20 protein-coding genes and 1 tRNA gene are annotated in these 20565 nt (G+C 68.2%); 9 read left to right on the top strand and 12 right to left on the bottom strand.

What is annotated here, in order from left to right:
* Positions 1-333 precede the first annotated feature (333 nt).
* Positions 334-837, top strand: coding sequence for a hypothetical protein (locus TX76_RS04705; protein WP_154019002.1), 504 nt, complete (start codon positions 334-336; stop codon positions 835-837).
* A 20-nt stretch (positions 838-857) separates the two neighbouring features.
* Here the strand turns inward: TX76_RS04705 and dph5 are convergent, their stop codons facing one another.
* Together dph5 and TX76_RS04695 are read right to left on the bottom strand one after the other, a co-directional pair.
* Complete coding sequence (dph5, locus tag TX76_RS04700) at positions 858-1616, bottom strand: diphthine synthase (RefSeq protein ID WP_049899651.1); 759 nt, start codon at positions 1614-1616, stop codon at positions 858-860.
* Positions 1617-1946: 330 nt separating this feature from the next.
* Positions 1947-2723 carry an SDR family NAD(P)-dependent oxidoreductase gene (locus TX76_RS04695; RefSeq protein WP_049899648.1) on the bottom strand — a complete coding sequence of 259 codons (777 nt, stop codon included), beginning with the start codon at positions 2721-2723 and terminating at the stop codon, positions 1947-1949.
* Between the two features lie 129 nt (positions 2724-2852).
* Between TX76_RS04695 and TX76_RS04690 the strand changes: the two genes are divergently transcribed.
* On the top strand, positions 2853-3830 hold the full coding sequence (locus TX76_RS04690; protein WP_049899641.1) for a class I SAM-dependent methyltransferase: 978 nt from the start codon (positions 2853-2855) through the stop codon (positions 3828-3830).
* Between the two features lie 86 nt (positions 3831-3916).
* A tRNA-Thr gene (locus tag TX76_RS04685) sits at positions 3917-3991 on the top strand.
* A gap of 128 nt (positions 3992-4119) precedes the next feature.
* Here TX76_RS04685 and TX76_RS04680 read toward each other — a convergent pair.
* From TX76_RS04680 to TX76_RS04670, 3 genes are read right to left on the bottom strand one after another with little or no spacing between them, the layout of a single operon-like run.
* A complete protein-coding gene (locus TX76_RS04680; RefSeq protein WP_049899638.1) occupies positions 4120-4557 on the bottom strand; it encodes an HVO_A0114 family putative DNA-binding protein in 438 nt (145 codons plus the stop codon).
* Complete coding sequence (locus TX76_RS17980; RefSeq protein WP_195155996.1) at positions 4487-4852, bottom strand: toxin-antitoxin system TumE family protein; 366 nt, start codon at positions 4850-4852, stop codon at positions 4487-4489. Before TX76_RS17980 ends, TX76_RS04680 begins: the two co-directional genes overlap by 71 nt.
* Positions 4853-4900: 48 nt before the next feature.
* Positions 4901-6376 carry an HPP family protein gene (locus TX76_RS04670; RefSeq protein WP_049899636.1) on the bottom strand — a complete coding sequence of 492 codons (1476 nt, stop codon included), beginning with the start codon at positions 6374-6376 and terminating at the stop codon, positions 4901-4903.
* A gap of 182 nt (positions 6377-6558) precedes the next feature.
* Here TX76_RS04670 and TX76_RS17975 point away from each other — a divergent pair, with 182 nt between their 5' ends.
* The 3 genes from TX76_RS17975 to TX76_RS04660 all read left to right on the top strand — a co-directional run bounded on the left by TX76_RS17975 (position 6559) and on the right by TX76_RS04660 (position 9650).
* Positions 6559-6723, top strand: a complete 165-nt coding sequence (locus tag TX76_RS17975; RefSeq protein WP_195155995.1) for a DUF7563 family protein — start codon at positions 6559-6561, stop codon at positions 6721-6723.
* Positions 6716-7432: a helix-turn-helix domain-containing protein gene (locus TX76_RS04665; RefSeq protein ID WP_049899633.1), complete on the top strand. Its 717-nt coding sequence runs from the start codon at positions 6716-6718 to the stop codon at positions 7430-7432. Before TX76_RS17975 ends, TX76_RS04665 begins: the two co-directional genes overlap by 8 nt.
* A 121-nt stretch (positions 7433-7553) precedes the next feature.
* The gene (locus TX76_RS04660; RefSeq protein WP_079890750.1) at positions 7554-9650 is read left to right on the top strand and encodes a PQQ-dependent sugar dehydrogenase; all 2097 of its coding nucleotides are present in this window, start codon (positions 7554-7556) and stop codon (positions 9648-9650) included.
* 75 nt (positions 9651-9725) lie between these two features.
* On the opposite strand, the gene TX76_RS04655 is transcribed toward TX76_RS04660, so the two are convergent.
* The 4 genes from TX76_RS04655 to TX76_RS04640 are packed head-to-tail and all read right to left on the bottom strand — an operon-like array spanning position 9726 to position 15352.
* Positions 9726-11744, bottom strand: a complete 2019-nt coding sequence (locus TX76_RS04655; RefSeq protein WP_049899631.1) for a DUF2079 domain-containing protein — start codon at positions 11742-11744, stop codon at positions 9726-9728.
* On the bottom strand, positions 11741-13813 hold the full coding sequence (locus tag TX76_RS04650) for a DUF2079 domain-containing protein (RefSeq protein WP_049899630.1): 2073 nt from the start codon (positions 13811-13813) through the stop codon (positions 11741-11743). Before TX76_RS04650 ends, TX76_RS04655 begins: the two co-directional genes overlap by 4 nt.
* Positions 13806-14312: a GtrA family protein gene (locus TX76_RS04645; protein ID WP_049899628.1), complete on the bottom strand. Its 507-nt coding sequence runs from the start codon at positions 14310-14312 to the stop codon at positions 13806-13808. The genes TX76_RS04650 and TX76_RS04645 overlap by 8 nt, the downstream gene beginning before the upstream one ends.
* Complete coding sequence (locus TX76_RS04640; RefSeq protein ID WP_049899627.1) at positions 14309-15352, bottom strand: glycosyltransferase family 4 protein; 1044 nt, start codon at positions 15350-15352, stop codon at positions 14309-14311. The genes TX76_RS04645 and TX76_RS04640 overlap by 4 nt, the downstream gene beginning before the upstream one ends.
* A 204-nt stretch (positions 15353-15556) precedes the next feature.
* Between TX76_RS04640 and TX76_RS04635 the strand changes: the two genes are divergently transcribed.
* On the top strand, positions 15557-16909 hold the full coding sequence (locus TX76_RS04635) for a sulfatase (RefSeq protein WP_049899624.1): 1353 nt from the start codon (positions 15557-15559) through the stop codon (positions 16907-16909).
* A gap of 18 nt (positions 16910-16927) precedes the next feature.
* On the opposite strand, the gene TX76_RS04630 is transcribed toward TX76_RS04635, so the two are convergent.
* From TX76_RS04630 to TX76_RS04620, 3 genes are all read right to left on the bottom strand, one after another.
* Positions 16928-17176 carry a hypothetical protein gene (locus tag TX76_RS04630; protein ID WP_228842304.1) on the bottom strand — a complete coding sequence of 83 codons (249 nt, stop codon included), beginning with the start codon at positions 17174-17176 and terminating at the stop codon, positions 16928-16930.
* A gap of 122 nt (positions 17177-17298) precedes the next feature.
* Complete coding sequence (locus tag TX76_RS04625) at positions 17299-18624, bottom strand: arylsulfotransferase family protein (protein WP_049899622.1); 1326 nt, start codon at positions 18622-18624, stop codon at positions 17299-17301.
* Positions 18625-18749: 125 nt separating this feature from the next.
* Positions 18750-19628, bottom strand: coding sequence for a polyprenol monophosphomannose synthase (locus TX76_RS04620; RefSeq protein WP_228842303.1), 879 nt, complete (start codon positions 19626-19628; stop codon positions 18750-18752).
* 129 nt (positions 19629-19757) lie between these two features.
* Here TX76_RS04620 and TX76_RS04615 point away from each other — a divergent pair, with 129 nt between their 5' ends.
* On the top strand, positions 19758-20300 hold the full coding sequence (locus TX76_RS04615; RefSeq protein WP_049899621.1) for a PH domain-containing protein: 543 nt from the start codon (positions 19758-19760) through the stop codon (positions 20298-20300).
* Positions 20297-20563, top strand: coding sequence for a hypothetical protein (locus TX76_RS04610; protein ID WP_049899619.1), 267 nt, complete (start codon positions 20297-20299; stop codon positions 20561-20563). The genes TX76_RS04615 and TX76_RS04610 overlap by 4 nt, the downstream gene beginning before the upstream one ends.
* Positions 20564-20565 lie beyond the last annotated feature (2 nt).

The following is a 20565-nucleotide window of genomic DNA, read 5'->3' as shown; positions in this document are numbered from 1 at the left end:
CGGGCGAAGCCCGTGAACGCGCGCCGACGGGAGGGCTGATCGAACGCCGTCGGTCCTCGCACCTCGACGAACCTCTGATGGCGAGCAACCCCGAACGAACACCAGAACCCGACAGAAAGCACTTAACGGGGTGTTGCTTCGGCCCATACGAACACTCGTGCACCGACGGACCTTCGTCGAGTGGACCGCTGTCGTGCTGTCGATTATCGGCACGGTCGGCTGTGTCGAGAACCCGCCGTCGGGGGTGACACGGAAACCGAGACGTCAGGCACCGACGAAACCCCGACGCCAGCGACCGCGACGACCACCGAGCGGGACACGAAAGCGACCACGATGAACGCCACGGAGACGATGGAGGCCACGGCGACCGACGTCGAGACGATCATGGGGACCGCCACGGTCGCCGACGACGCGGAGACGGCCACCGTGCCGACGAGAACCACGACGACGCCGACGCGGGTACGGAGGACTACTGAGAACGTCTCGGCCGCGTTCACGATCACCGACTACGCCAGTCCCGGCGATCGCCCATCCGACGAAACGGCGACCGCCAGGTTCGAACCGGATCGAAGCCGTATCGTCGTCACGGGTGCTATCTTCGTCGAGACGTGTGGGGACCCAACTCTCACATCGATCCGTAACGAGAGCGAAACCATCGTCGTCGTTGTCGGGATGGGCCGACACGGACCGTCGAACGGCACGACGACGCTCGGCTGTGAGGCCGAGGCCGGAACGATCGACTACGAAGTCACGATCGCTGTCGACGGCGACCTCCCGGCGAAAGTCGAAGTCGTCCATCGGCAGGGAGACGACGAAACGTTCATGCTCACGCGGTGACGCCGACGAGCGAAAGGGCGCTACATCAGGTTTTCGGGCGCATCGGCAAGCCCCACCAGCGCGTCGCGCTCGACGTGGTGGAGATCGCCGGGAATCACGAGCAGGTGGAGCGGCTCGCCGAACGAACGCTCGGCGAGCACCGAGAGCCGATCCGCGGTCACGACCGGATCGGGACTCCCCGCGCGGGCGACGACGACCCCGAGCGGATCGTCGAGGTCTGGAGCGAGCCGCTCGGCGGCGGTGCTCGCGGTCATGTAGCGCTCCTCGGCGGCCTTGATGTCGAGATAGCAGAGCGTGTGGAGGCCGCGCTCGCGGTTCGCGTCGATGGTGTCGAGCACGCTCTGAGGGATATCGCCGTCGCCGTAGGCGAACGGGATCGTGGTCGCCTTGCCGAAGCGGTAGTTCTGGAGTCCCGTCAGGGAGCTCGCGGCGGCCTGGGCGGTCGTGCCGTGGATCACGCGGGTCGCGATCCCGCGCTCGTGGGCACGAAGACGGAGATCGGTGTGGGTGGTCGATATCATGGGGTCGCCGGCGACCACGAACGCCGTCGCGCCGTCCTCGGCTGCATCGAGGACCGGTTCGGGCTCCTGCTCGACGCCCGTCCGGTCGCGAACCTCGATCTCGGTGTCGTGGTAGGCTTCGAGACTCTCGACTGTGGTCCCGGCGAGTTTGCTGGTGTAGAACTCGGCGAAGACACGGTCGGCGTCGCGGAGCGCGTCCCGGCCCTCGACCGTGATCGAGCGCTCGTCGTAGAGGCCGAGTCCGACGAAGGTGAGCATGGCGTGGTTCGGTTTCGAGGCGGGGTAAGCGGTTCGACCCGCTTGGAATGATGTGTCAAGCCTCAACGCGTTTGTCCGGAAGACTCGACCGAAGTCGACAGCAATGGCTAAAAGCCCTCGCCCCGCGAGCGCGCCTCGCCCTTTCAGTCCGCCAGGTACCGCACGCCACAGTACCGCGCCACAACCGCTGACCACGCGCCTCCCCAGCCGATTCGCTCACTCACTTCGTTCGTTCGCTCATCCCTCGCACGCCGATCCGCGCTCGGTGCTCGCTTCACTCGCACACGAGCGCGAGCGCGCGCCAAAATCGGTGTTCGGCGTCGGAGCGGTCTACCGGTCGTCGAGCCGCCAGCTGTCGATCGGGACCTGGCCGCCGTCGACCCGAAGCTCGTGGCCGTTCACGTAGTCGCTGGCGGGCGAAGCGAGAAAGGTGATCGCGTCGGCGATCTCTTCGGGCTCCGCGAACCGGCCGAGCGGGTTGTTGTCGAGGATCTGCTCGGTCACCGCGTCGGAGAACTCGTCGGTCATCCGGGTGTCGGCCCAGCCGGGCGCGACGGCGTTGACCCGCACGCCCTCGCGACCGAGCTCGAGCGCGAGGCTCTTCGTGAGCCCGAGCAGGCTGTACTTCCCGATATCGTACTGCGGTGACATCCCGACGCCGTTTTTCGTGTGGATCGAAGTGACGTTGACGACCTTGCCGTAGCCCGCCTCGACCATCCCATCGACGGTGTGGCGCAGGCAGTTGAGCGATCCCCGGAGGTGGACGTCGAGATTCAACTCGAAGGCGTCGTCGTAGTCAGCGTCGAGGAACGGCCCCGCGGTGCCGACGCCCGCGTTGTTGACGAGGACATCGACGGTGCCGAACTCCGCGCTCGCGTGCTCGACCATCGCCTCGACGGCGGCTTCGTCGCTCACGTCGGCGGCGACCGCGACGCTTTCGCCGCCCGCCTCGCGGATCTCGGTGGCGGTCGCCTCCGCCACGTCCTCGTCCACGTCGTTCACGACGACGCTCGCGCCGTGCTCGGCGAGCGAGAGCGCGGTTCGGTGGCCGTTACCCCGGCCGGCACCCGTGACGAGCGCCGTCCGTCCTGCGAGGTCGGTGTCCATGATCGTCTTCCCGCCGGCCGGCGGTTATACGTTGTGCCGGAGCGGTCGGACCACGTCTCCGTTCGCGTGCGGGCGCACGGTCGTCGCGCGAAGCGTCAGCCTTAGGCCCGACTGCCGGCGAGTGCGGGTATGCAGATACCGTGTGTCCGCGTCGCGCGCGAGGACGGCGAGCGGACGCGCGAGCGCCTCGCGGAGCGAGACCTCCTCGATCACGACCACGAGATCACCGTCGTGGACGGCTGGCTCTACGCCCCCGTCGTCGATCCCGACGCGGTGCCGGAGAAGTACACGATCGAGGAGCGCGACGTGCCCACCCGCGAGACCCAGACGATGCCCGCCGACCTGCTCGGGTTCGATCCGAGTTACGAGCGCCTCGGCGACATCGTGCTGCTCCGAGAAGACGATCACGAGCGCGCGCGGCGGATCGCCGACGCGGTGATGGACTCCTCGATCCCGGTGAAAACGGTGCTGAATCGCGCCTCGAAGATCGAGGGCGAGTTTCGAACCCGCGAGTGGGACGTGCTCGCTGGCGAGAGCACCGAAACCATCCACCGCGAGTACGGTTGTGCGTTCGCGCTCGACGTTGCGGAGGTGTATTTCTCGCCCCGGCTCGCGACCGAGCGCCACCGTGTGATCCAGCAGGCGGCGGCCGACGAGCGGATCGTCGACATGTTCGCCGGCGTCGGCCCGTTCGCGATCCCGTTCGCGGGACGCGGCGCGGACGTGATCGCGGTCGATCGCAACCCGGTGGCGATCGAGTACCTCCGCGAGAACGCCAGGCGGAACGACGTCGCCGAGCGAATCGAGGCGATCGAGGGCGACGTCCGCGAGGTCGCAACGGGGATCGAGGGTGGAGCCGACCGCATCGTGATGAACCTGCCCCACAGCGCCGACGCGTTCCTCGATACGGCGATCGACCTCGCTGGCGAGGAGTGTGTCCTCCACTACTACGACATCCAGCACGAGGACGATCCCTACGGACCGGGCGAGCGCGCGATCCGGGTGGCCGCCGAGGGCTACGAGGTGTCGGTCGAGACCAAGCATACGGTCCGATCGTACGCACCCCACGAACTGAACGTCTGTCTCGACGTTCGACTTCGGGCGTGAGGCGGGCCGTAGCTGCGGGTCGTCGGGACGGCTAGCCACCGGCGATTCGCAACGATTATACCCCTCGTGGCCGGTGTTCAACCTGCGCCGGTGTAGCTCAGACTGGCTAGAGCGAATCCTTCGTAAGGATTAGGCCGAGGGTTCAAATCCCCCCACCGGCTCTTTTTGTTCGATAGCGAAGATCGACAGCGGCAACCCGCACAACTGCTGGACTGATCGGCACGGTCGACGACGATCACGTGCCGTCGTCGTCGAAACCGGCAGCCAAGCTATTACCCAATATCCGGTTCTACGCCGGCGCTGGATCGGTTTCAGCGTCGTCCCCGATCGGCACTCGGATATCGATCTCGTCGTACTCGAAGCGCGGGCGCTTCGCCCGTCCGTCCTGCTGGAGTTCGACGATTCCCAATGCCTCGAGTTCGGCGAGGTTGTCGCTGACCTGCCTGATATCGCGGTCGACGAGCCGACAGAGCTCGCGGATGCTGTCGGGCTCCTCGCGGGCGATGGTCCGGAGGAGTTCGACGTTGTTCGCGCTGAGCAGCCGGCCCAGCTCGTCGGCGTCGCGGAGACTCACGCCGTGATACTCGTCGGGTCGTTCGCCCCGATCGAGTGCTCGCACGGCAGCGATCGATCGGTCGACGAACCGCTCGTCGGGTTCAACCCGGACTGTCAGCACCGTCGGCGCTGTCGAGTTCGATTCCGGTCGGGAGTTCGAATCCTGGTTCATGCTGTGTCACCTCGGTGTAGAACCGCTTGAGGAGCGCTTCGTAGCCGGGAAACGCGATCGATTCGGTCGTTTCCCCGTCGTGACGCTCGTGGCCTTTCGTGTCTGCGTGGTGGTTGTCGTACCGAACGATGATTTCGCCGGCCGTCGTCCCGTAGTGCATACTGTACTTGCTATCGCTCGGAAAGCGATCCCACGCCCGTGCGTCGTAGATCGTGACCGAGACGACGTTTCCGTTCGCCGTCGTCCGAGCGTCCTCGAAGAGCGGGGTCGCGTCGTCCTCGTCACGCCCACTCATCGGTTGCCAGTAACCACTACAGCCCCATAAGTGATGTGCTGAATGACATCACTCGCGCGACAGCGGCCGGGACCGTCGATCGACGATAGCGAGGTCACAGTCGATGTCGGGCAGGCGCTCGAACGTGGCGGGCGAGAGCAGTCGCGAGACGCTGCTCCGGTCGGTGCTCGCGCCGACGAGGACGAGGTCGTACTGCGGCGCGACGGTTTCGAGGAACGACCCGATGGAGGCCTGGGGAACGCGAGTCTCGATCCCGCCGGGGAACGTCTCGACGAGGTCGGCGAGCATCCGCTCGGCCCGCCGACGCTCCGCCGGCGAGTCGATGCAGTGACAGACCGCGGTCTCCCCGGCCGAGCCCGCGAGCCGGCAGGCGAACTCCAGCATGCTGTGGGCCACGTCGCTCACGCTCCGCACCGGCACGAGGGCGCGCCCCCAGTCGGTGCGGCCGTCTGCCGAGCGGTGGACGAGCACGTCCATGTCCGTTCGAAATAGCGACCGGATGTACGGCGCGGCAGTTCCGTCCGATTCCTCGTAAGGTGTCGCGATCAGGTCGCAGTTGGCCTCGCGGGCGGTCCGGAGCACCGCCGCCGCGAGCGACTCCGCTCCGCTGTCGACGACCGCGACCTCGCAGGGGACGCCGACGGTCGTCTCGATCGTGGCGGCACGGTCTTCGAGGCTCGTGGCGATCTCGTCGGCCGCTGTCTCGTCGGTCGTCCCCGTCGCGCCGCCGTCCGTCGCGAGCGACTCCCCATCGCCGCCGTCGGCGGTCGTCCGCCGTGTCGTGTCGCCGTCGTCCGCGTCCACGATGTCGAGGAGCACGACCTTGCCGGCGTCGTGGGCGGCAGCGAGCCGCGCGCCGAGCATGGCGGTCGCGTCGGGATGCTCGCCGCGCATCGGCACGAGCACGTGGTCGTCACCCTTGGTCGACTGGTAGAGATACCGGGCGCGGTCGGCGTAGAACGCACGGTGCCAGAGCACGAACGCGCCCGCGACCAGCGCGCTCGACGCGGCGATCGAGACCACGTACGCGAAACCGGCGGCGTCGCCGACGAGCGCGAGCAGCGCGGTCGAGTACGCCGCGGGCTCCTCGATGTCGAACCCCCACGTCGTCGCGCCGGTGAGGAACATCGCGAGCGCCGCGCCAGCGGCGTGAACCCGGTGCTGGCTCGGCGGGCCGTGGTACAGGAACGCCGCCGAGAGCTGGAGCGCGAGCCAGCCACACAGCGCGCCGAGGGTCAGCCCGGCGACGAACCGATACGGCGAGGAGTACCGGCCCGTCGGGTGGGCAAAGAGCAGGTACGCCCCGGAGGCGAGCGGCGGGAACAGCAGGAAGGTCAGCTCGGCCGAGAGGTTCGAGATGGCCGTCACCCCGGCGATCAGCAACGGGACGAACAGCAGCACCGAGAGGTGGACGAGGTTCTGCGTGCTCTCGATCCAGCGCCGGAACTCGTGGACCTCCCTGCGTTCGAGCCGCCTGGCGCGCGAGCACGCGGCGGCGAGGGACGCACGCACGCCGTCGAACATATCAGTCGTTATCAGCCGGCTCAAAAGTGGGTTTCTATCCCCGCATCGACGGGTGGCCCACCGGTCGCCCGGCGCTCGCCGAAACGATCGCCGAGCGAGGGCGAGTTGTCATCCATCCCGTGATAAGTGGGGTGCGTGGTAAGGGAGTACAGGTATTTCACTGGCCATTGGCTTTCGAGCATATGCCGGAGTGCAAGAACTGCGGCGGGTTCGTGACTGCACAGTACGTGCGCGTGTTCGCCCCGAACGGGATGGAGAACGCGCGCGTCTGTCCGAACTGCGAGGACAAGCTGCGCGACGGGAACGGGGTCCGCGGCGCACGCTCGCCGCGTCACGCCGATGGGTGAGGGCACGCCGACGGCCGACACGCGGCCGACCGCTGCAGCCGAAGCCGACGCGACCACCGCGCGGATCGCGGTCACGGCCGCAGGGTTCGCGCTCGGAACGCTGTTCGAGCGCGCCCCGGACGCCCGTGTCGACCTCGAACCCGCGATCGCGGCCCCGGACGATCGCGTGCTGCTCGTGATCCGGACCGACGCGACCAGCCAGAGCGAGGTCGCCGCCGCGCTCCGCGCGGACCCGTCGGTCACGGCGGTCGAGTATCTCGCCGACCGTGGCGACGGGTGGGTGTTCGGGGTCGCGTGGGACGGCCAGCCGCGCCGGTTCCTCGCACGCGTGCGCGCCGAGGACGCCACGATCCTGTCGGCACGGGGTGGGGGCGGCACGTGGACGCTTCAGCTGTTGCTCCCCGATCGCGACGCGCTCACGCGGGCGTACGAGGCGATCGTGGACTGCGAGTGTGGCACCGAACTCGAACGCATCGGCACGTACGGCGGCGGCCGTGGCGACCGGTTCGACCTGACCGACGAGCAGCGCGAGGCGCTGGTCGCGGCGTTCGAGGCGGGCTACTACGAGGTGCCGCGCGAGGTCACGGCAGCCGACCTCGCCGACCGGCTCGGCATCTCGCATCAGGCGCTTTCCGAGCGGTTCCGGCGGGCGTACGGCCAGATCGTCGGCGGCACGGTCGTCGACGGCCGCGGGTCGGGGCCCGAGTGAGTCGACGGGTACGGGACGGCTCGACTCGCTCGCGACACACGTCGCCGAGGGAGCGCCCGCACCAGCCGGCCGCGCGGGCCGAAGCCGTCACGCTTAATCCGCTTTGCGTACACGTACGACCGTGACGAGAGGACCGCCTACGCCCTCCACCCCTCCGACCCTGTCCCGGCGGCGGTTCCTGCAGACCGCCACGGCGACCACCGCACTCGGACTGAGCGGTGTCGCCGGAGCCCAGTCGACGACGACCTTCGAGCTCGGCGGGGAGATCTCGGGGTGGGTCGGTCGAAGCCCGGACGCGATCGCCGACGAAACGAACCCCACCCTCGCCCTCACGCCTGGCGAGCGCTACGAGATCACGTGGACCAACGTCGACGGACAGGGCCACAACCTCGTGCTGGTCGACGGCGAGGGGAACGTCCTCGAACGCACCGAGATCATGTCCGAACAGGGCGCGACCCAGACGCTCACCTTCACCGCGACCGAGGAGATGGCGGAGTATTTCTGTCAACCCCATCAGGCCTCGATGCGCGGCGATCTTCGGGTCGAGGGAGCGACGACCACCACAGCGACCCCGACACCGGAGGAGCCCTCGTCCGAGCGATACATGCCACGAGGGCCGACGGTCGCGATCGAAACCGTCGTCGAGGGCGGGATGACCGCCCCGCTCGCGCTCGAAACCCCGCCCGGCAGCGATCGCCGGTTCGTGGTCGATCAGGTCGGCCAGGTCTACACGCTCGGTGACGGCGGTCTGGAGCCGTTCATCGACATCGGGAGCCGGCTCGTGAACTTCGACAACCTGCCGGGCGAAAAGCAGATCGACGAGCGCGGGCTGCTCGGCCTGACCTTCCACCCGAACTATCGGGAAAACCGGAAGTTCTACCTCCACTACAGCGCGCCGCCGCGGCCGGGAACGCCCGCCGGCTACACCCACACCCAGGTGCTTTCCGAGTTCCGCGCGACCGAGGACTTCTCGTCGGGGGTTCCTGACTCCGAGCGCACGGTCCTGGAGATCCCGTCGCCGTTCTATACCCACAACGCGGGCGAGATCCTGTTCGGTCCCGACGACGGCTACCTCTACATGGGGATGGGCAACGGTGGCGGCGATCTCGCGATCGAGGGCAACGTCGACGACTGGTACGGGAATCGCGGTGGCAACGGCCAGGACGTCACCGAGAACCTCCTCGGATCGATCCTCCGGATCGACGTCGACAGCCGGGAGGACGGCAAACCCTACGGGATCCCCGACGACAACCCGCTGGTGGGCGAGGAGGGCCTCGACGAGCAGTTCGCGTGGGGCTTTCGCAACCCGTGGCGGATGACGTTCGCCAGGGGGAACCTGTTCGTGTGTGACGTCGGCCAGTTCAGCTACGAGGAGGTGAGCATCGTCGCGAAGGGGAAGAACTACGGCTGGAACGTCAAGGAGGGCACCCACTGCTTCGCCAGCGCGGAGCGCCGGTCGAACGGCGACACCATCATCGACGACTGTCCGGATCGGACCCCCGAGAACGTTCGCGGCGGCGAACCGCTCATCCCGCCGGTCATCGAGTACCCCCACAGTTACGAGGGTGAACCCGTGGGCAACGCGGTCACCGGTGGCACGATCTACGAGAACGCGACGATCCCCAGCCTCCGCGGGAAGTTCGTCTTCGGCGACTACACCAAGGGTGGTGCGCCGGGCGGCTCGGTGTTCGCCGCCACCCCGCCCGAAGAGGGTCAGTGGCCCCTCGAAGAGGTCACCTTCGAGGGGTTCGAGGACGGCACTCTCGACTCGTTCGTGCTCGGCGTCTATCCCGATTCGCGCGGCGAGCTCTACGTCCTGACGACCGACAACATCGAGGTCAGCGGCGAGACCGGCGCGGTCCGGAAGATCCTGCCCCCCGAACCCGAGACGACGACCCAATCCTCCACCGCGACGCCGGAGCAGCCACCCACCGCGACGCCGACCCCGACACCCACGCCGACACCTACTCCGACGCCGACACCGACATCCACACCGACGGCGACGCCGTCACCGACGCCGACGAGCGAAACACCGACCACGACCGCCGCGGCCACCGACACGACGTCCCGCGACACGACACGCGAGACCACGACGGCCACCAACACCGGCGAGAGCGAGGGGTGGATCAGTCGGGTCGACGGCCCGGGATTCGGCGTGCTCGCGACGCTCACGGCGCTCGGGGGCGTCGCCGCGAAGCTGCTGTCCGACCGCGAGTGAGCGAGGCGGCCGTCGGTTGCGGTTGCAGTCGCCGATTCTTCTGGGTTCGATCACCGGATCGCCGGCAGCCGGCGCTCAGCCCGACCCGTTCGCGTCGACTCCGCCGGTGTCGCCGACCGCGGCCCGCGACGCGACGGTGACGTTTTCGAGCGCGAGCCGTCCCTCGCCGCCGGCCCTGACCGCGCGGAACTCGACGTTCGACTGCATCCGATCGAGCGAGAACTCCACCGTCACGTTCTCGAGACCGTCGGTGTTCGTCACGGTCTCGTTGCCGATCCGGCGGGGCGTGACGCCCGCGGCGACTTCGAGATCCGCGACGGGGCGTGCATCTTCGCTGGTCGCGTTGACCAGGAAGGTCGCGGTGTAGTCGCCCGGCGGGAGCATCGTGCCCGGGCCGTACCAGTAGTAGATCCCCGTCGCACCGCCCGTCCCCACGAGCTGCCCGTCGATGGTCAGCGCGTCGTTCGGGATGAAGTCGTTCGGCTCGTAGGTGCGCGGCTCGACGGCGTACGAACCAGAGAGTCCCGTCGGCGAGCCGTTGTAGCCGCGTCTGAACACCCAGACCTCGTCGCCGTAGTGCTCGAGGCCGTAGGTCGTGCCGAACTGGCCGAGGTAGATCTGGCGCACGGGTTGCGCCCACTCGATCCCCTGGGTTTCGAGCTCGGTGTCGAGCAGGATGTACTCGGGCCGTGGCTGCTCGTTCGCGCGCTGATACCGGTAGAACAGCGTGCGGTTCGCGGTGAACGTCGCGTTCTCGCGCGCGGCGACGTGGGGGAAGACGTCGTTCTGGGTGAGCAGGCTGGCGTTCGCCGGCACCGCCTCGATTCCCTCCTGCAGCGTCTCGGTGTGGTCGTTCGTCGTCGGCATCGCGTCCTTCTGGGCGGCCATCCCCACCCCGACGACGAGGTTGGCGACGAGCACGAGCGCGAACAGCCCCGACAACACTGTGCGCGCCGACGCCCTGGCTCCGTCGTGGTCGATCGTGGCGTCGAGATCGAGCCACGCGAGCACGCGCACTGCGCCGATGTAGACGAACGGCAGGAGGTACAGCGGGTAGTGCGCGCCGAAGGTGTAGTAGACGTCACGCCCGGCGAACACCCACGCGAACCCGAGGAACGGCACGAGCGCGCCGAGCGAGACCTCGTCGACCGCCGCGACGAAGAGAACAGGAACCAACAGCAGGACGAGGAAGGTCGCCTTGTCGAGCACGTCGACCGCGATCGAGTCGACGATCAGGGTTGGGTTGGCGAGCACGATCTCGATCAGTCGGCCGAGACCGACCCGCGACCCCTCGACGTACGCCTGGAGCGGGGCCGCGATCACGTCGGTCGGCAGCCCGGAGGTCTCGCTGTACTGGCCGATCGCCCAGCTCGCGATCGCCCGCGCGACCACGAGGATCCCGGCCGCCGCGCCGAACACCCACGCCTCCGCCCGGAGTCGGCCGCCACGGTAGGACGCGACCGCGAGACCCACGAGAAAGCCCGCCGCCAGCAGCGTCACGAACTCGTTGGTAAACAGCGAGAGCGTGAGGAAGGCGAGGAAGGCGACGTAGCGTTGCCGGGAGTAGGTGTAGTACGCGGCGAACAGCAGGAGCGGCAGCAGGATCTGCTCCTGGAAGTCGAACAGCCACGCCGACCAGAGGAAGGGGTTGAGCGCGTACGAGGCGGTCAGGAGTCCGGCGATCCGGTCCGAATCGAGGTGCTCGCGCGCGAGCACCCAGAGCATCGGGACGCTCGCCGCGAGCAGCGCGGACTTGATGACGAGCAGCGTGTAGGGCGACGGAACCAGGGCGTAGATCGGGAGGAAGGCGAGCAGCGTCGCGGTGAAGTGCCCGCCCCAGTACGAACTGTCGGGACCGCGAACGGTGTACTTCCCCTGTTCGAGGAACCCGCTCCCGTCGAGCGTGGTCTCGAACATGTGGATGTAGCTCCCGAAGTCCGCGCCGGTCAGCCAGAAGCTCCGATAGAGCAGGGAGAGGTAGACCGAGAAGCCGACGAACAGCGCGAGCGAGAGCCCGAGCACGTACCACGTCGGGTCGCCACGCTCGGGGAGGAACCCGCCGACGGTCTCGCCGAGTCGATCGACGGTGCTCATCCGCTCACCTCCGTCCGGGGTGGGGTCGTTGCTGCGTCGGCAGCGAGACGACTGGCGTTCGTCCCGTTCCCGGCTGAGTCATAGCGCACCCGGACGCCGTCGAACACCACCCGTCCGTCACCCTCGCGGATGCCGCGGAACTCGACGTCACTCACCGTCTCGTCGATCGTGAACGTCATCGTGACGGTCTGCCACCCGCGTTCGGGCGCGACCGTCTCGCTGGCGAGGATCTCGGAACCACCCCCGGCGGCCGCGTCGATCCGGACGACCGGTGTCGACCCCACGCCCGAGACGTTGACCCGGACGGTTGCGGTGTAGGTCCCTGGCGTCAGCACGTCGTACGGGCCGAACCAGATGTAATCGCCAGCCGAGCCGTTCGCGCTGACGATCCGGCCGTCGCTCTCCGTGCCGGTGTCGGTGGCGAAGTCGGCGGCGTCGTACCGACGCGCGTCCGGTTCTGACTGCGTGATCCCCCGAACCGGGCCGTCGTAGCCGCGCTCGAAGATCTGCACCCCGTCCTCGTACCGGGAGAGGCCGTACTCCGAGCCGAGACGGTCGGCGTAGCTCCGCTGGACGGTGCGCGACCACGGCGCGTTCGGGTTGAGCTGGCTGTCGACGAGGATATACTCGGGGGTGACCGGTCCGTACTCGCGCTCGTACGCGCTGAAGGTGTTCTGACTCACGATGAACCCCGCGTTCTCGCGGGTGGCGACGTGGGGGTAGATGTCGTTCTGGGCGATCAGCGTGGCGTTCGCGGGGATCGACTCGATCGCGGCGTCGAGGGTCTCCCGGTGGTCGGGCTGTGGGTCGGGCGGCCGCGCGAGGTGGCCGCCGCCCGAGGCCACGCCGGCCACGAGGCTCGTGACGAGCACGACGGCGACCAGGCCAGCGAACACCGCCCTGGAGGGTCGCGAGACCGACTCGAACCGGCCGGACAGCCGATCGAGCGCGCCCATCGTCCCGACGTAGACAAAGGGCAGGAGGTAGAGCGGGTAGTGCGCGCCGAAGGTGTAGTAGACCGCCTTCGCCTCGCCGGTGAACACCCACGCGAACCCGAGGAACGGCACGAGCGCGAACAGCGACCGCTCGTCGAACAGGGCGAGAAAGAGGACGGGCAGCATGAACGCGGCGAAGAAGAGCAGCTTCTGGTCGACCGCGAACGTCGCCGATTCGAGCAGGAGCTCGGGGTTCGCGAGCATGAGCCCGACGAGGTCGGTCAGCGAGACGCGCGCGGTGTCGATGAACGGCTGGAGCGGTGCCGCCACCACGTACGACGGCAGCCCGCCGAACGCGCTGTAGTAGCTCATGATCGTCGTCGAGACGACGCGCGCGACGCCCACCAGCACCACCGCCGCGACGAGGACGGGTGCACGCTCGCGCAGTCGACCCGCTCTGGCCGCCGCGACGATCAGCCCGACGGTGAACCCCGCCACGACGTAGATCACGAACTCGTTGGTGAAGAGTACGGCGGCGAGCAGTCCGAGGAAGGCGAGATGATGCTCCTTCCGGTAGGCGTAGTACGCGGCGAACAGCAGCGGCGGGATCAGGATCTGTTCCTGGAAGTCGAACGACCACGCCGACCACAGAAAGGGGTTGAACGCATAGGAGAGCGTCACCACACCCGCGAGCCGGTCGGAGTCGAGAACTTCGCGCGCGAGCAGCCACAGCACCACGACGCTCGTCGCGAGCACGAACGATTTGGCGACCAGGAGCGTGTAAACGGAGGGAACGAGCGCGAACAGCGGGAGGAAGAGGAGGAGCGTGAGCGAGAAGTGTGCGCCCCAGTACGAGCCGGTGGGCTGGCTCACCCGGTACTTCCCGTGGAGGAGCCACCCCTCGCCGTCGAGCGTGGTGGCGAACATGTGGGTGTACGCCCCGAGATCGGCCCCGGTGGAGGCAAAGCGCGCGTGCATCAACGACGTGTAGATCGCAAAGCCGACGAACAGGGCGAGTGCGAGACCGAGCACGTACCACGTCGGGTCGTCGCGATTCGGGAAAAAGGCGAGCAGCCTGTCTGTCGCGGACGCGGACGAATCGGACGTGTCGACGGCCTCGCTGAGTCTACTCACGCTTGCCCTCGCCCGAGGGTGAGAGCGTCCGCTTGACTTTCTCGAACGACAGCGAGGAGTCCTCCGAGGCCCAGACCCACTTCTCGCTCGCGCCGAACCCCCATGCGAAACCGAGCGCTATCGAGAGAGGGTTCGCCCAGAACAGGGGGATGCCGAGGACCTGGTGGAAAAAGACCAGACCGACGGTGCCGATGGCGATCCCGACGAGCCGGGTGGCGACGTATTTCACCCCGCGCCAGCACCACTGGCCGAACCCTGCTGCGCCGCGACCGCGCCACGTCACGCTGTCGTTCAACGCGTAGTTCGTGAGCGTGCTGATGATGCGCGCGGCCAGTCCGGCGATCACCACCGGAACGCCGAATCGAGGCAACCCAACGGTGATTGCCTGATTGATCGCGACACCCACGAGACCGACCCCGATGTACATCGCGAGTCGCTTGTTCTGGGGGTGGAACAGCGAACGTTCTCGAACGTCCCGAACGGTGTCGAGAACGCTCACACCCGCACCTCCGTTCGCGTCGTACCCGTCTCGACGGTCGGTGGCGACACGAGGAGGTCCTTGAGCCGCAGATAGATCTCGTCGAACCCGTGAGCCTCACCCTCCTCTCGCGCGCGCCGGCAGCGCTCGTCGTAGCCGCCGTCGTGTCGCCACTCGGCGCGGAGCAGACGGACGGCGTGAGCCATCCCGCGGGGCGTCTCGGCGTGGAGGATGGCGTCGTTCTCGCGGACGTGGGTCGAAAGCGGCGTCGTCACCACCGGTGTGCCCGACGCGCAGGCCTCGTTGATCACCATGCTGTCGGTGTCGACCCGTGCCGGGTGGAGGACGACGTGCGCGCGGGCGTAGGCGTCGGCGAGCTCGTCCTCGTCGAGGAACCCGAGCCCCTCGACCGCTCCGGCACCGTCACCGGTCGTCACGACCCGGATCTCGGGCGCGAGCCGCTCGGCCACCGCCTGGACCGTGTCCCAGCCCTTCTCGCGGATGTGGGCGGCGGTCGTCAGGACGGTGAACTCCTCGGCGCGGTCGTCCCTGTCGGGGTGGAACCGCTCGACGTCGACGAAGTTCGGGATGTGGATCGTGTTCGGATGCGGCGAGTCGTAGGCCGGTGTCACCGTGTGGACCGCGTCGAATCGGCCGAGGTCGCGTTCGCCGATCGCGCGGTAGAGAAGCTTGACGGCGGTGGGGACGACGCCGTAGTGGGCCTCGAACAGTTTCGGCGAGACGAACGCCCACGAGTGGATGCCCGCGATGCGGGTCGTCCCTCCGGAAAAGAACACCTCCGAGAGCGGGTTGTAGAAGACGTACGCGGTGTCGAACCCGGAGAGGTCGTGGTGCCACGCCTCCCGATAGGGGACTTCCGGGTGGAGCACGTCCCGAACGTCGACCCGGCGCTCGCCGCCGGGCGCGTAGGGGAGCGCGCGGATCGAGACGTCGACTCCGTCAGTAGCGAGCCGATTGGCGAGCGCAGTCACCCACTTCTCGCCGCCGCGGTAGTGCTCGACCGAGAGGTGCGGACACAGGGCGATACGCGTCCCGACCATGACTATGCGGTCGAACGAGCGTCGCTGTCGGTCGAATCGGGGCGTGTCCAGGGCGGAGAGACGACGGGAGAGCGGCTGTCGCGCGGCGGAACGTCCATTGACCGGAACGACTGGCCGAAGCCCATTAAACATATCTATCCGGTGGACGGACGGGCAGTTCGCGGATAGTAAGATAAATCCCCGACCGAGCGGTTCGTCGGGACAATGAAGGTTCTCCTCCTGACCATCGACGCGTGGCGCGCGTCACACGCCTCGTTCGTGCCCGACGCCGTCGGCGATCACACCCCCAATCTCGCGCGGCTCGCCGAGGACGGCGTCGTCTTTACCGAGGGTGTGAGCCACGGCCCCGCGACGCCCTATGCTTTCCCATCCGTCTTCACCTCGACGCTCCCGCTCGATCACGGAGGATACGAACGGCTGAGCGAGGACCGGACCCTGGTGAGCGAGGCGCTCTCGCGAGCGGGCTGGCGATCGGTCGGCGTCCACGCCAACCCGTGGCTCGGCGAGAAGTACGGCTACGGCCGGGGGTACACCGAGTACCGCGACGTCGGCGAGTTCGGCCTGCCGGGGCTCGAACCCGCCCGCCAGTTCCTGCTCGACAACTTCTCGCTCGATCACCCCGTCTACCGCGCCGCCCAGTACGTCTACCGCTACGCCCAGAAACCGCTTCGAACGGTGACGGGCGACGCCGCCGAGATCGAGGTCGCGCGCGAGGCGCTCGACAGCGCCGACGACGAGGCGTTCGTCTGGACCCACCTGCTCGAACCCCACGCCCCCTACACGCCGCCGAAACGCCACCGCGAGGCGGTCGGCGTGCCCGCGATCGAGGACAGCCCCGCACAGCTCGTGACGCGCGCCCAGCACGAACCCGAGTCGTTCACCGAGCGCGAGCGCGAGGTCGTTCGGGGGCTGTACGCCGCGTCGGTCCGCCACGCCGACGAGAAGGCGGGCACACTTCTCGAAAGCGTGGACGACGACACGCTCGTGATCGTGACCGCCGACCACGGCGAGGCGCTGTTCGAGCACGGCCAGGTCGGCCACGAACCCAACCTCCACGACGAGCTGACTCACGTCCCGTTCCTGGTCCGGCCACCGGCCGACGTGGACGTGAACACCGATACCGTCGACACGCAGGCGCGTCACATCGACATCGCGCCGACCATCCTCGACTACGCCGATGTCGATCTCCCGGCGAGCTACCGTGGTCGATCGCTTCGGCCCGCGATCGAGGGCGACGGCCTCGACGACGAACTCGCGATCAGCGAGGTCGCTTCGACGCCGACCGAACCCGGCCGGCTCGCGCCCGACGCGCTCCAGGTCGCGGTCAGAACGCCAGAACGGAAGCTCATCTACACTAACGACGGGATCGAGGGATACGATCGTCGCGACGATCCCGGCGAACGCGACCCGATCACGGAGCCGACCGGCGAGGACTGGGACGCGCTCCGCGCCGCGCTCGACGACCGCCTCGCGGCGATCGAGATCGCCGACACCGAGGCGACCGAGCGCGACGAGGACGTCCAGCAACGGCTCCGCGATCTCGGCTACATCGAATAGAACCCGTTCGCGTCCGCGCTACCGGCTGACCTTCCCGTTCGTGCCGTCCGTTTCGATCGGTCGTTCGTCGTTCGTCGTGCTCAGGGTCCACTGCGGGTCCCGTGGCCGCCAGACGATCCGCTCGTCGACCATCGGGCTCCGGCCACGGTGGGCCTCGCAGGGTGCTCCGGGAACCGATACCTCCTCCAGACACGGCTGTTCGTCCTCCTCAGGACGGGCGCACACCGGCATCCCGCTCTCGTTCGTCGGGTACGTTCCACTCCCCATACTCGGTGTGTCGAGCGGATCGAGAAAGTCCTCGCGGCCTGCGTATGCTCGGCGTATATTACCACTCCCGTCCCCCGGATCCGGAGGGCGGCGATGGCGTCTCGGCCGGCGGCCGAGTCCCGTTATCGGTTCCACCGCGCGCTCACGACCAGCACGCTCCCGACGACGACGAAGACGACCGCGACCGCGACCACGCCGATGTGCCACGGCTGGAACCACGTGGGCAGCGAGACCACGAAGGAGAGCCCGGCGTACGCCCGGTCGACGAACGGGAGGGGGGAGTCGGTCCCCCGGGTCGGCGTGTCGCCGTTGCTGTCGAGCCGCGTGAGCCGGTCGTCGTTGATGAGTTCGCCGTAGGGCAGTCGTTCGGCCTCGTAGGGCCACCGCCCGGTGTCGGCTTTCCATACTGTCGTGCCGTTCGGCGTGACCTCGACCACCCGATCGTTCCGCGAGTCGGTGATCAGCGTGTTGCCGTTCGGCAGCCGGTCGGCGTCGCGCGGCCAGTCGTACCGGACGCCGTTCGAGGTGTCGACGCCCCATGCGACCTCCCAGCTACCGTTCTGTTCGTGAAGCTCGATCACGCGGTCGTTCTCGCTGTCGGCGACGAGAACTGCGCCGTCGTCGATCGACTGCGGGTTGTGCTGGTGGTCCATGACCTCGGGATCGCCACACCGCACGTCGCCGCCGCTGTCGTTGCTGTAGTCGGCGAGCCCGCCTCGGCGTTTACAGTTGGCGTCGTTGCCCCGTTCCTCGTCCTCGTTGATCACGTCGACGACGCCCTCGCCGCGCTCGATCACCAACAGCTGGTTCGCGTTCCGGACCGACACCATGTACCGGCCGTCACCGACCCGATCGACGTCGTTGATGTGGAGCCAGTCGGTGCGTGTGACGTCGGGCGGCGCGTCGTAGTGCTGGCTGGCGTTCCACTGCCACGTGATCGAACCATTTTGGGCGACCGTGAGGATCCGCTCGTACTCCATGTCGGTCAGGAGGTACTCGCCGGAGGGCAACGGCTCGACGTCGTGGACCTCGCTGTTCAGTTTCGTGCGCACCGGGAACGACCACTCGTTCGCGACGGTCGGTTCGGGCTCCGGATCGATTAGCCGAAAGCCCGTGCGGGAGCACGGCGCTTCGTACTGGCCACACTCCTCCTGGTCCTCGGCGACGAACCCCGCGAGGACGCTGCCGTTGTCGAGCATGGTGACGTCGAAGTAATCGACGGTTTCGCTGCCGATCCGCCAGAGCGGATCGCCGTTCGCGTCGAGCATCGCGACCCGGCCCTCGGCCTGCATCCCGACGAGCGTCCGGCCGCGGTCGGCGGAGTCGTTCGCCGATCCCGTCCCGGCGCTGGGTGCGGTCGCCGCGCTCACCGCGAACGATCCGACGACGCCCACGACCGCGAGGAGGATCAACAGCGTCCCGAGTCGCTGGCGGGAGAGCGGAGCCATGTGCTACCCGGATCGAACGTCGGGACCCGGTTTAGGGCTATTGGTTCGTCGGCTAATTGGCTTCGGGACGGCTGCCGATCGTTCGCCGTCGTTCGAACGACGAGCGATCGGCGGTCGGTCCGAAGCTACCGCCGGCCTTCGACCGTGACGGGGATCGCCCGCTCGCATCCGCCACGCTCGTCGCGCCGGAGATCGTAGACGTGAGTGAGGAAGTCGAGGTACTCGTCGGCGGTGAGCTTCGACTCGCCGCGCTCGCGCTCGGTGAAGACATAGGGAACCTCGGCGATCCGGTCGTACTCGCATTTCATGAGGACTTCGAGCAGGATCTTGTAGCCGGTGGGCGCGAGCGCGACGCCGTCGATGATCTCGCGCCGGATCGCGAAGAAGCCGCTCATCGGGTCGGAGATCCCCCGTGTCGGCGGGAGCGCGAGCTTCGCGATCGCCATCGCGCCGCGGCTGACGATCCGGCGGGCGAGCGACCAGTTCTCGACCCCGCCGCCGGCGACGTGGCGGCTCCCGATCACGATGTCCGCGCCGGTGTCGAACGCCGCGACGAGCTCGGGGAGTTTCTCGGGGGGATGCTGGAGGTCGGCGTCGATCACCGCGCACAGCTCGGCGGTCGCCTCGTCGAACCCGCGCGAGACCGCGGTCGCGAGCCCCGACTCCTCGGTGCGGCGGACGACCCGCACCGTCTCCGCACCGTCGTACGCGTCGGCGACGACCTGCCAGGTCTTGTCGGGGGAGTCGTCGTCGACGACCACGATCTCGAAGCGGTAGCCGTCGAGCGCCGCCTGGCAGCGATCGACGACGCGCTCGATGTTCTCGCGCTCGTTGTAGGTGGGGATGATGATCGAGACCGACGGCGAACCCGACGCCGTCATGGCCGTGCCGTGGCCCCCATCGCGGCGACGGCCGTCGCTCTCCGCACCGATCGCCGGCTCGTGGTTCGGATCGTCGTCCCGCGGAGCGCTGTCCCTTGCATCCGATCGTGGCGGTTCTCCCATGCCGAGAGATAAAAACGCCTCGTACTCGGGCGACCGTCCGTGACAAACGTTCGCCGATCGCCGATCGACTCCGCCCCGAACCCGCGGCGGACGAAAACGCGTAAGTCCGTGCTCGCCGTTGGTTCCCCGATGAGTTCGGGCGTCGAGTCGACCGGGTGGCTCCCGCTCACCGCCGACGAGGAGGTGCTCTGGGCGGGCACGCCGAGCCTCGCCCCGGCGACGCCCGCGATCCTCGTGGGGTTCGGGCTGAGCCTGCTCGGTGCGTGGCTCCCCCGCGAGGTCACGATTCAGGGCGTGCCCGAACGGCTCGCCTTCGCCCTCGTTCCGCTCGGGATCGCGATCGTCGCGTGGGTGTACCTCGTCCGCTGGGGCACCCGGTACGTGTTCACGACGAAGGCGATCTACGAGAAGACGGGCGTGTTCTCGATCCGGGTCACGCGCGTGCCGATCGACCGGATCCAGAACACCGCGTTCGAGCAGTCGTTGACCGAGCGCCTCCTCTCGTACGGCGACGTCGCGGTGTACACGGCCGGCTCGGGCGGCGTGAACCTCGCACTCAGCGACGTCCCCGATCCCGAGCACGTGACCGGGCTCGTGACCACACAGCTCAGCGAGTCAGCCGCCACGACCGCGGGGCGCGGGGTGGCGGGCGCGGGCCAGGCCACGTCGTGACCGCGCCCTCACCACCGCGGTCGGTCCACGACGTCCACCCACGAACCGCGACCAGGCTCGTCGCCGTCGTCGTGGTGTTCGCCCCCTTCGTCGCGCTGTTCCACGAAGCACTGTTCGCGTACGTCGAACGCCTCACCGCATCGGGCACACCATCGAGTCGGGAGTTCACGCTGGCACTTCTGGCTGCGCTCTCGGTCTTCCCGCCACTCGTGGTCGCGACGCGGGTCGCCGACCTCGCCTACGATCGGTTCGTCGAGGAGTGATC

The organism is Halococcus agarilyticus (assembly GCF_000334895.1).
In the GTDB taxonomy this organism is placed as follows: domain Archaea; phylum Halobacteriota; class Halobacteria; order Halobacteriales; family Halococcaceae; genus Halococcus; species Halococcus agarilyticus.
This window is presented reverse-complemented; position numbering and strand designations above follow the sequence as displayed.